Origin of the sequence: Paenibacillus sp. 203 (assembly GCF_037027525.1) — a bacterium.
Classification (GTDB): Bacteria; Bacillota; Bacilli; order Paenibacillales; family Paenibacillaceae; genus Paenibacillus; species Paenibacillus polymyxa_B.
This window is the reverse complement of sequence record NZ_JAXCHD010000017.1, coordinates 77,661-88,674: the sequence shown is the minus strand read 5'-3', so window position 1 is coordinate 88,674 and position 11,014 is coordinate 77,661. Positions and strand designations below refer to the sequence as shown.

11 protein-coding genes are annotated in these 11,014 nt (G+C 43.2%); 10 read left to right on the top strand and 1 reads right to left on the bottom strand.

The genetic code is table 11. From position 1 onward, the window contains the following. The first annotated feature begins 17 nt into the window (after positions 1–17). The 4 genes from WA407_RS26835 to WA407_RS24865 all read left to right on the top strand — a co-directional run bounded on the left by WA407_RS26835 (position 18) and on the right by WA407_RS24865 (position 2,350). Positions 18–80 carry a hypothetical protein gene (locus WA407_RS26835; RefSeq protein WP_442952024.1) on the top strand — a complete coding sequence of 21 codons (63 nt, stop codon included), beginning with the start codon at positions 18–20 and terminating at the stop codon, positions 78–80. Between the two features lie 180 nt (positions 81–260). Continuing rightward, positions 261–446, top strand: a complete 186-nt coding sequence (locus WA407_RS24875; RefSeq protein ID WP_061831982.1) for a hypothetical protein — start codon at positions 261–263, stop codon at positions 444–446. A gap of 17 nt (positions 447–463) precedes the next feature. After that, on the top strand, positions 464–763 hold the full coding sequence (locus WA407_RS24870) for a spore coat protein (protein ID WP_061831981.1): 300 nt from the start codon (positions 464–466) through the stop codon (positions 761–763). A 246-nt stretch (positions 764–1,009) separates the two neighbouring features. After that, entirely contained in the window at positions 1,010–2,350 is a 1,341-nt protein-coding gene (locus WA407_RS24865) for an amino acid permease (RefSeq protein WP_235307213.1), read from the top strand. Positions 2,351–2,370: 20 nt separating this feature from the next. Here WA407_RS24865 and WA407_RS24860 read toward each other — a convergent pair whose 3' ends face one another. After that, positions 2,371–3,003: a LysE family transporter gene (locus WA407_RS24860; RefSeq protein ID WP_081112522.1), complete on the bottom strand. Its 633-nt coding sequence runs from the start codon at positions 3,001–3,003 to the stop codon at positions 2,371–2,373. A gap of 320 nt (positions 3,004–3,323) precedes the next feature. Between WA407_RS24860 and WA407_RS24855 the strand changes: the two genes are divergently transcribed. The 6 genes from WA407_RS24855 to WA407_RS24830 all read left to right on the top strand — a co-directional run bounded on the left by WA407_RS24855 (position 3,324) and on the right by WA407_RS24830 (position 10,875). Further along, positions 3,324–4,292, top strand: a complete 969-nt coding sequence (locus WA407_RS24855; RefSeq protein ID WP_235307214.1) for an SIS domain-containing protein — start codon at positions 3,324–3,326, stop codon at positions 4,290–4,292. A 28-nt stretch (positions 4,293–4,320) separates the two neighbouring features. Then, positions 4,321–5,133 carry a PfkB family carbohydrate kinase gene (locus WA407_RS24850; protein ID WP_061831978.1) on the top strand — a complete coding sequence of 271 codons (813 nt, stop codon included), beginning with the start codon at positions 4,321–4,323 and terminating at the stop codon, positions 5,131–5,133. Positions 5,134–5,229: 96 nt separating this feature from the next. Then, a complete protein-coding gene (locus WA407_RS24845) occupies positions 5,230–5,943 on the top strand; it encodes a GntR family transcriptional regulator (protein WP_336078626.1) in 714 nt (237 codons plus the stop codon). 135 nt (positions 5,944–6,078) lie between these two features. Beyond that, entirely contained in the window at positions 6,079–7,659 is a 1,581-nt protein-coding gene (locus WA407_RS24840) for an amidohydrolase (RefSeq protein WP_336078625.1), read from the top strand. A gap of 2 nt (positions 7,660–7,661) precedes the next feature. After that, positions 7,662–9,092: a YfcC family protein gene (locus WA407_RS24835; protein ID WP_336078624.1), complete on the top strand. Its 1,431-nt coding sequence runs from the start codon at positions 7,662–7,664 to the stop codon at positions 9,090–9,092. Positions 9,093–9,204: 112 nt separating this feature from the next. Next, positions 9,205–10,875, top strand: a complete 1,671-nt coding sequence (locus WA407_RS24830) for a ribonuclease J (RefSeq protein ID WP_069291088.1) — start codon at positions 9,205–9,207, stop codon at positions 10,873–10,875. Positions 10,876–11,014: the final 139 nt, after the last annotated feature.

The window sequence follows — 11,014 nt, the reverse complement described above, 5'->3', positions numbered from 1 at the left end:
TCACCTACTATAACTCAATTCGGATTCAAACGAAACTAAATAACCAGTCGCCGGTAGATTACAGGCGACTGGCTGCTTAAACTTGAAAGGTGTTTTGATCCCTGTCTCACAAACGGGGGTCAGTCCCTTATGGCTTTGAAGGAGCTTTTTTTGTGTGAGAAAAACTCAGTTAGAAGTTTCACCAGAATTGGAATTCTGTAGGATATGCATAAATAGCAACGACAGCAGGGAATAACAATTTCAGAAAGGAGGTTTTGACCTTGCAAAAATTAGGAGTTCACGAAAAATTGGAATTACATGAGCTACTTACGTTTAAAACAACTTGCCTGACAAAAGCCCAAACCATGATTCCTTTAGTATCAGACACAAATTTAAAAAACATTTTGCAGCAGGATGTAAACGGTGGTACACAAGATATTCAACAACTTAAAAATCTGCTCGTGTAATTTAAAGGAGGATTAACGTGAATTCTATTGTTCAGAACATGACTGGAATGGGCGGAATGACGGATCAGGTGATCGCTTCTGACCTGTTGATTTCGGCTAAAAGTGGAATTAAAAGCTATGCAATTGCCCTGACAGAGTCAACCAGCTCGGAAGTTCGCAATGTTCTTTGCGACCAATTGAGCAAAGCTGTTAATCTTCATGAACAAATTTTTAATTATATGAAGAACAATGGCTACTATAATGCTTATGATCCAGAGCAGCAAATACAAATGGATATTCAAAATGCGGACAAGGCACTTTCTATGTCTAAATTTTGATAATTAATCATTAACGCAACAAAAGATCTATTTAGTCCCAAATGAAGTCTCTGGTTTTATGTAGAAAAAGCATCAGCAAACCTTAAACGAGTTTGCTGGTGCTTTTTTATTACATAAATAGTCACACTTCTAATCCAGAAATCACAAATAACGAAATGAATTGCTGTCCACATGAAATATGGTGAAGAAGGCAATCATAATATCGGAGAACTAGGTCTCAATATCAGGAATAGGGTGATTTTCATTATGGGCAAGTCTTCAGCTGTTAAGCAAAAAGATCAAAAACTAAAATGGTGGCAATTAAGCTTATTAGGAGTTGCAGGTACCATTGGTACAGGATATTTCCTCGGGTCTGGCTTAGCGATCTCCATAGGTGGTCCAGCAGTGCTAATTGCATACTTTTTTGCAGCAGTGGGAACATATGTGGTGTTTGATGCCCTTTCGCGCATGACGGCAGATCATCCTGAACAGGGTTCTTTCCGTTCCTATGCCCAAAAAGCATTTGGAAGTTGGGCAGGATTCGGCAGTGGATGGGTGTATTGGTTCTCAGAATTGCTTATCAATGGGAGTCAACTAACCGCGCTATCTATATTCTCACGCTTTTGGTTTCCTCAGGTACCGATGTGGATATTTGCAGCAGGCTTCGGGATTTTAGGGCTTGTGATTGTTTTTTTTGGCAATAAGGGTTTTGATCGAGTTGAAAATGTACTGGCCATCATTAAGATGGCAGCTATTGTTATGTTTCTGGTCTTGGCCGTTGCTCTTTTGGCAGGCTGGATTGGAGGAGGAAAATATAATCCGAAGTTCCCCATCAGTTACAAAGAATTTTTTCCGACTGGGGGCATAGGATTGTGGTCATCTTTCATTTTTGCCTTTTATGCATACGGAGGTATTGAAGTGCTCGGAATTATGTCTAATCGGCTTCAAAAACCGGAGGATGCACCTAAAGCAGGCAAGGTAATGCTGATTACACTGGTTGCTGTGTATGTGCTTTCGATTGGTCTGGCTGTGTCTATGGTGCCATTAAGTGCCTTTAACCCGAAAGAAAGTCCTTTTGTGCTTGCGCTTAGCAGTGATCACCTGGTTTTTGTGCCTCATTTATTTAATGGAGTGCTTATTATTGCAGGGTTCTCCACAATGACAGCATCCCTATACGCAGAGACATCTATGATGCTTACGCTTGCACAGGAAGGAGATGCGCCCAAATTATTTTCACGGAAGTGGAAGGGCAAATATCCTCTTTTTGCACTTAGTTTGATCTCCGTTGGATTAATATCAGCCATCGTAATGTCGTTGCTGCTACCGGGAAAAGTATATGAATATATCACTACAGCAGCGGGTTTAATGCTGTTGTATAATTGGTGCTTTATTTTGCTGTCTTCAGGTAAGCTACTGGAATCGAGCAGATCAAACAATATTAAACGTTGGATTGGATTATTGTTGATAGCTATGGCTGTGGTCGGATCATTTTTTCATAAACTTAGCCGCCCGGGAGTGTACATCAGCTTACTGCTTGTCTTGTTAATTGCAATATGTGACCTCATTGTACAATGGGTTCGCCGAAAGCACGGCAAGGAATCTCGTTAACGTTGTCAGTGAGTTAAGCGTTAGCGTAAAAAAAGTAATTGAAATGCTTGTACGCCAAAATAAAAGCCAAAACCGATAAGAGATAATCCGGACATCCAAGAGATGGTTTTAAGCAATCCGGTTTTTAAGAACCGCCGGAAAATACTTGAAGCGGCTGCCATGGTCACATCCCAGAGTAACACGCCTAATACAATCGCTCCGCTATAGATCATTAGCTGTTGTACTGGATATGTATTAGCGACGTTTGCGAGTATGGATCCGTAAATGCCAAGCCAAAAAAGGATGGAGAGAGGATTAAATAATGACATTAAAAAACCGGACATAAATGAGTTACTTAATGTATTACCATTTCCCCTTAATTCGGATTCTGAAATCACACCTGCATTTTTGATGCTTTCAATACCTGTATACACAAGTACGAAAAAACCAAACAGCCATAAAAAGGCTTTGACAAACGGAGCATTAAGAAGGTGAATCATTCCCAAATAAACAAGCAGCATATAGATAATGTCTGCGGTTATTGCACCAAGCCCAATAAACCAGGCGTGCCAAAAACCATTCTTGATACCTCGATCCAACTGTGCGGCATTAATCGGTCCAATAGGGGCCGAAAGTGACAGACCAAGAAAAATATAACTGATAAAAGTATTAATGGTGACTCCCTCCTTGTTTTTTATTGGATGTTATGTATTTTGTCTATTTAAGTTTATTCGGACAAACCCATTTATAAGACCATATTTTTTGTGCGTATATTGTAGGAGTAGCCTCGTTATTGCCAACCAACCTATCAATGAATTAAATCTAAAAAAGGAGCTCTAATTCCGTTCACACAAGGATTAGAGCTTTTTTAATGACAGGTTATAAAAAAAGTTTATTTGATCGAATAATTGGGGTTGACACCTTTATTGAAAGCGCTTATATTTATCTCGTGAACAATACGTTATATAACGTTATATAAAAAGGAGAGATAAAAATGAATGTACAACAGACGGTTCAGACGATTTATGAACAAGCAAGCGGAGAGATTTCTGAGGTGTATTTAGTAGCCTGCGGGGGCTCATTAGTCGATATGTATCCCTCAAAATATTTTTTGGATAGTGAAGCAAAGAAGCTGGTAGCAGGGATGTATACGGCGAATGAGTTTGTGCACGCACTGCCAAAACGATTAGGTAAAAACGCTGTAGTCATCGTGTGTTCCCATGGAGGAAACACGCCGGAATCGGTTGCAGCTGCTAAATCAGCCAAAGAGAAAGGCGCTTACACCATCGGCTTAACCCACAATAGTGAAGCGACACTGCTCAATTATTCTGATTATTCATTCCTCTACGAGTGGGGAGATGAGAGCGATGTCAAAAATAACCCGATGGCTATTATTTTGGAGCTTGCTGTTGAGCTGCTTCAAATCGCTGAAGGCTATGTGCATTATCAAGCTTTCCAGAACGGCTTGGGAGCAATTAATGGAATTATTAACCGGGCCAAAATACAAGTTGAACCGCGTGCCAGTGTATTCGCTGACAAATATCGCAATGAAGACCTCTTCTATATCCTGACCAGCGGAGCTTCTTATGGACATGCGTACGGATTTGCTATCTGTTCTCTGATGGAAATGCAATGGCTTCATGCGGCTTCAATCCATTCGGGTGAATTTTTCCACGGACCGTTTGAAGTAACGGATAAAGAAACTCCATTTATTCTGATGATCAACGAAGGACGCACACGGGCATTGGATGAGCGGGCACAGACTTTCCTGAATCAATATGCCGAGAAAGTAGAAGTGATCGATGCGAAGGAGCTTGGAATCGGAACCATTGCCGACGAGGTCGTTGAGTTTTTTAACCCGGTTTTATTTTACAGCATTGTATGTGTTTATCGTGAAGCACTCGCAAATGTACGCAATCACCCACTGGAAACTCGCCGTTATATGGGCAAAGTAGCTTACTAAGCGCACTTACCAACAGGAGGAAACCATCATGAAAGTTCTAGGCATTGGCGATAATGTGGTAGATAAATATGTTCATCTGCGCATGATGTATCCTGGCGGCAATGCGCTTAATTTCAGTGTGTTTGCCAAAAAAGCGGGAGTAGATGCAGCCTTTATCGGAGTATTCGGAGATGATAACGAAGCACAGCATGTAGAACACATTCTCCGTGAGCTGGAAATCGACATTTCACGGTGCAGATATCACAGCGGTGAGAACGGCTGCGCACGTGTAACCCTGGAAGACGGAGACAGAGTATTTCTGGGCAGCAATGAGGGAGGAGTTACACGTCTCCATCCGCTGAAGCTGAGTGAAGATGACAAGGCCTATGTTGGCGGGTTCGACCTTATTCACACCGGCTTGTACAGTCATACAGGGCACTTGCTGCCTGAATTGAAGATGCTGGGAATCCCTCTTTCTTTTGACTTTTCGGATGATTTCATAGATGCACAGGTGGAGAAATATATTGCGTACGCCGATTTCGCTTTCTTCTCTTGCAGCCATATGACGGATGAAGAGACGCAGAACTATATCCGCTCCAATCGAAAAAAGGAGGGGCAAATTCTGGTAGCCACACGCGGCGGAGATAGATCTATTGCCTATGATGGTACTAAGTTCTATTTTCAAATGCCTGATTCCGTGGACGCTGTGGATACGATGGGGGCAGGAGACTCTTATATAACCGCCTTTTTACTGAGCTTTTTGAAAAATGGCAACATTCAGGACGCTATGGTAGAAGGCTCGAGGGTTGCTGCTCAGAGCTGTCTGGTAGAAGGTTCTTTTGGATACGGCGTCCGCTACTAAAAAATTATGTTCAAATATCTTCACTTGTAAGAATATGTAACATTTGATACTCTAAGTGGGAGTAATATAACGTTATATGACAAGTGAGGGCACATTATGTTGAATTCGGACCAAGCAGAGCCATTATATATTCAATTACAAAAAGCGGTCAAAACTGCTATTCATAATGGAACATTTACGCAGGGAAGCCGTATACCGACCGAAACTGAGCTAAGCGAGACCTACAATGTAAGTCGAATTACCGTAAGAAAAGCCATTGCCGAATTGGTTCATGAAGGTTATCTGACCAAACGTCAAGGAAAAGGTACCTTTGTCAATGTACCCAAAATTGGGCGGAAGATTGAACACGTCATCAGCTTTACGGCTGCCTGCAAATCCAACGGCCTATCTTCACACAGTGTGGTCACAGAACGTGAAATCATAGAAGCAGATGAGGAAATTGCACATCAGCTGCAGCTGCCACAAGGAGAAAAAGTGTTATATATTCAGCGCAAAAGATACGCCGGTGATCGACCACTAATGCTGGAGAATAATTTGTATCCTTATGACCGATTTTCTTTTCTAATGGAAGAGCAGTTGGAGGACTCTGTATACGAACTGTTGCGTCATAAATACAGCATTGATCCTAACCAACCAGGAGAGACGATATTGCAAATCGCTTTGGCGGATGAATACCAAGCAAAGCTGCTGGAGACGGCCATCGGACAGGCGTTGTTCTACATGCACACGATTATTTATGATCAGCATGGAGGCCCCGTTCATGTAGGTAAACAGTACATCATTGGAGATCGTTATCAATTCTCAATATAAATCCGTTGCCTGTTATGTAAATGTATTCAGGTACGGCGCAGCTTCTGCTTCCACTCCATAAGAGAAGCAGAAGCTATATTATAACGTTATATTACGTTATGTAGTGAGGCGGATGAATAATGAGGGGGTGAAATTGTGCAAGGGAAGAATGATACATTAGCGGACAAAGTTTTACTGTCAAATGCTATTTTTAATGGCTTAGAAAATGAAGTCTCGCCGGGGTTTATTGCACTGCGAGGAGAATGTATTGCAGCAGTGGGTCGTCCCGAGGAGGCACAAGCTTGGATAGGAGCGGGAACGGTTGTCTGTGATTTGGGCGATGCTTTTATCATGCCAGGAGTTCATGACAACCATGTATTTTTTACCGGATATATGTCGATGCATCGGGGCGTGGATTTGACTCATGCAGCCTCGATTGAAGAAGCAGTGGAATCCATGCTACAAGCGGCAAACAATCTTCCGCCAGGGAAAGATGTAACCGCTTACGGGTGGAGCGAGGAAGGATGGGGCAAGCTGCCTGAGCAAAGCTTGTTGGACGAGCTATTCCCTGATCGGGCGGTAATTGCCATTAACCTAAATAAAAGCTACTGCTGGATGAACCGACTGGCTCAGGAGAAATATCAATTTTTGCCGGATCAATGCAGTGCTGAGGCACGCGCTTTGCTGCTCCAAGCTATGATGAAGGATCACAGCCTTGTCAAACAAGAGTTTATGGAGTTTTGCCGCATACTAGCTGCACGAGGAGTTACCTCCATAAAAGATATTGGCTTTGACCGGCATAGCGAGCTGCTGCCGATTCTAGAAGAATTGAAAGAAACAGGAGAACTGCCGCTCCGATTTCATTTCTCACTTGAACCCGTTGTTGAACCGTTGGATATTGGCACCGGTATGAAGTATAAAGCACTTTATAATGGGGACCTTATTCGTTTCCAAGGATACAAGCTGATGCTTGACGGCGTCGTAGCAGATCATACGGGGGACATGCTGGAACCGTATGCAGATATGCCTGAAGTCACGAATTTGAGGACGGTTGATTACGAAAAAATTGAAGCCTCTGTGCTGGAAGCGGACAGCCAAGGTATCAAATGCTGCCTAACTGCAGAAGGTGATGCTGCGATTCGCCAAGCGGTATCCATGATTGAAAAATGCCGCGAACAACAAGGTAATAACCTTATCAGACATTCTATCAGTGATCTAGAGTATCCTCATCCAGATGATTTGATCAGAATGGGCAAAAACGAAATTTTTGCCGAAGTCTACGCCCAAATCCTGCTACTGAATCCAACCTATGAAGAGGCCTATATGCCTGTTGTGGTAGGCAAAGGTAATGAGAACCGATTTTATAATTATAAATCTATGCTGGAGGCTAACGTGCCAATAACCATTGGGACTGATCTGCCTTTATTTATCACGAGTGTTCCTGATTCACTGTACTCAGCTTCTCATCGGTTATTTCCGGACGGATCACCTGGAGGCTGGTATCCCGATCGTGGGATGCCGCCATCCGAAGTTTTAAAAGCATGGACCATTAATGGAGCCAGACATTGTTATATGGAAGAGGTCACAGGCACGCTGGAGACTGGAAAATATGCTGACATCGCCGTTTTTGACCGCAACCTTCTTAATGCATCCGCTGGTGATATCAGGGATGCCCAAGTGATACTGACCATTATGGGAGGGAAGGTTACTTATAACCATTCTTGGAATGAGGGATAAACATGAACATCGAGAAAAAGAAATGGAAATTATCCTTGCCCCATAGCTATACCTTAATATTTTTGATTATTATTACAGTCGCCGCATTGACATGGATTGTACCCAGCGGACAATTTGACCGGCATGAAGTGACAGTGAACGGTGTGACCAAAACCGCGATCGTTTCGGGAACCTATCACACTGTACCCAAAAGGGGTGAGAACGGTGATTTAAGACAAGGACTCCCCCAAATCCTAAGCGCTCCTATTGAGGGGATTATCAATGCCGCCGATGTGGTCTCTTTTGTCCTTATTGTGGGCGGCTCCTTCGGGATTATACTGCAGACGGGAGCCATTGACCGTGCCCTGACAGCTCTTGCCAGACGGCTGAAGAATAAGGGGATTCTGCTTATTCCAATAGCCATGGTTATATTCAGTCTCGGAGGCTCTACCTTTGGGATGAGCGAAGAAATTATTCCGCTTTATGCGATTTTTATTCCATTAATGTTTGCCCTAGGCTTCGATTCTATGACTGCTATTCTCATTCTATTTCTGGGAACGCAAATTGGCTATGTTGGTTCGACTGTTAATCCATTTTCAGTATTGATTGCCCAGGGGATCGCAGGAGTGGAGGGGAATCCTCAGCTCTGGCTGAGATTTATAGAATGGCTTGTATTTACTATGATTTCTATTGCCTTTACGATGTGGTATGCGCACCGGGTTAAGAGAAATCCGGAGAAATCCATTGTTTTTCAGAGTGATATTATAAATCGCGAGCAGTTTATAAAAGAAAATACAGGTGAGGACGTCGTCTTCACGTTTCGGGACAAATTAATTATAGGTGGATTTATTGTAACGCTTGGAGCAATTGTCTGGGGAATTTTGGCCAAAGGCTGGTATATGACTGAAATCGGCGCCCTTTTCTTCGCACTCGGTCTTTTTGTCGGGGTAGTTACTAAAATGAGCCAGAAGGAAATAGCTGAGAATTTTGTAAAAGGGTGTGGAGAATTCATCTACGCTGCAGTGATCATAGGTCTCGCCCGCGGAATTCTGATTATCGCCGAGCAGGGTATGATCATCGATACCGTATTGAATGCACTCGCAAGCATTCTGGAAGGATTGCCAAGTTACTTGTTCACTACCATTATGTTGGTTGCACACAATATTATTACTTTCCTGGTCCCATCTTCTTCGGGGGAAGCAGCACTAACAATGCCTGTACTTGCACCGCTTGGCGATCTTGTAGGTATCAATCGTGAAGCAGTAGTCACAGCGTACCAATTCGGTAACGGGTTAACCAATCTCATTTCACCGACAGGCGGAGTACTGTTGGCTGGATTGGCCATTGCCCGGATCAGCTTTGGACAGTGGCTGAAGGTAATCTTCAAGCTATTCCCCATTCTGTGGTTAGTTGCTGCTATTTTTGCTGCGATTTCGGCTGCAGTGGGTATCTAATAAATCAAGTGAGAGCCCCTGTCTTTTAGAGACAAGGGTTTCTTTTTGTGCATAAGTTTACGTGAAAAATGAATAATATGGATAGCATTTTCCTAAGGAGGAAATAAAATTGATACATGCTGATAATAGATTACTCGTTGCTGCTCTAGGCGGTGTTAATGAAATCGGGAAAAACATGTATTTCATCCAATATGACCAGGATATTGTCGTTATCGATTGTGGCTCCAAGTTTCCTGATGAGAACCTGCCTGGTATTGACCTTATTGTGCCCGATGTCACCTATCTGCTGGAAAATCAGGATAAAGTCAGAGCGCTCATTGTGACTCATGGGCATGAAGATCACATCGGAGGTATTCCCTATCTGCTGAAACAGATTAATATGCCCGTTTTTGGCACAAAGCTCACCATCGAATTAATTAAGATTAAGTTAAGGGAGCACAATCTTTTACGTGATGCTGAGCTTCATCTTATAGATGCAGATTCAACCGTTCAAGCGGGAACGATTCAAGCCTCCTTTTTCACCACGGTCCACAGTATCCCGGATTGCCTGGGTGTCTTTTTTCAGACACCGGAAGGCAATGTGGTCCATACCGGGGATTTCAAATTCGATATGTCTCCCGTAAGCGGACCTTTTCCCGATCTTCATCGAATGGCTGAAATAGGAAAGAAGGGGGTAAAAGTGCTGCTCTCCGAAAGTACAAATGCGGAAAGACCAGGATTTACCCCTTCAGAACGTTTGGTTGGCGGGCATATTCTAGATGCATTTGCCAGAGCCAAGCAGCAGGTATTTATCTCCACGTTCGCTTCTAATGTGAACCGTGTTCAACAAGTCATTGACGCGGCTGTGGAAACAGGTCGCAAACTGGTTTTACTCGGACGCAGTATGGTAAATGTGGTTTCGGTGGCCAAGGAGCTGGGCTTCTTGCATATGCCTGAGGATTTGTTGATTGAGCCGGGGGAAACAGAGCGGTTCCCCGCAGAAGAAATTGCAGTTTTATGTACCGGAAGTCAGGGAGAGCCAATGGCCGCATTGTCACGTTTAGCCAATTCCCTGCATCCCAAAATCGAAATTTTGCCTGGTGATACGGTCATCATTGCTGCGGGAGCCATACCGGGGAATGAGCGAAACCTTTCCCAGGTCATTGATAATTTGTATGTGCTGGGTGCCCAGGTTATTTATGGATCAGGCAGCTCCACGGGAATGCACGTATCCGGTCATGGCAGCCAGGAAGAATTAAAATTAATGATGACCCTGATGAAACCTGAGTATTTGATTCCCATACACGGTGAATTCAGGATGTTGTATCAGCATCGTCAGCTAGCGGAGTCTGTGGGGATTCCGATGGAGAATGTATTTATCGTCCATAACGGTGACACTGTTCAAATCGAAGAGGGAAGAGCATCCCTGGGGCCCAAAGTATCAGCCGGCAATAGCTTGGTAGACGGGTTGGTAACAGGGGACGTAGGTAATATTGTACTACGAGACCGTAAAAAGCTTTCTTCAGACGGAATGCTGATTATTGTGATGACGTTGAGTAAAAATGAGAAACAAATGCTCGCAACGCCAGAGGTCATTTCAAGAGGCTTTGTATATGTTAAGGATTCCGAAGAGCTCATGAGTCAGATCCACGACACGATTATGTCCACAGTGAACGAGTTAACAGAAATCGAAATGAGTCAGTGGGGACTGATTAAGCAGATGTTAAAAGATGATGTTGGCCGGTTTATTTACAGTCAGACGAAGAGAAGACCCATGATTTTACCTATCATTATTGAGGTATAGAATAGCGACAAATGTCAAAACAAGATAGAGCTTGTTCAATACGCGATTACACAAAAAAGACTTAAATCAGCAATACAACTGATTTAAGTCTTTTTCACTTCCTGTTTTTCCTAAAAATGCGGTTGTAATGGCGGTTTCT

Coding starts and splice junctions, on each gene's coding strand:
- WA407_RS24850 (WP_061831978.1), top strand. CDS start 4,321: ATGAAAGTTCTAGGCATTGGCGATAATGTGGTAGATAAATATGTTCAT.
- WA407_RS24855 (WP_235307214.1), top strand. CDS start 3,324: ATGAATGTACAACAGACGGTTCAGACGATTTATGAACAAGCAAGCGGA.
- WA407_RS24835 (WP_336078624.1), top strand. CDS start 7,662: ATGAACATCGAGAAAAAGAAATGGAAATTATCCTTGCCCCATAGCTAT.
- WA407_RS24865 (WP_235307213.1), top strand. CDS start 1,010: ATGGGCAAGTCTTCAGCTGTTAAGCAAAAAGATCAAAAACTAAAATGG.
- WA407_RS24845 (WP_336078626.1), top strand. CDS start 5,230: ATGTTGAATTCGGACCAAGCAGAGCCATTATATATTCAATTACAAAAA.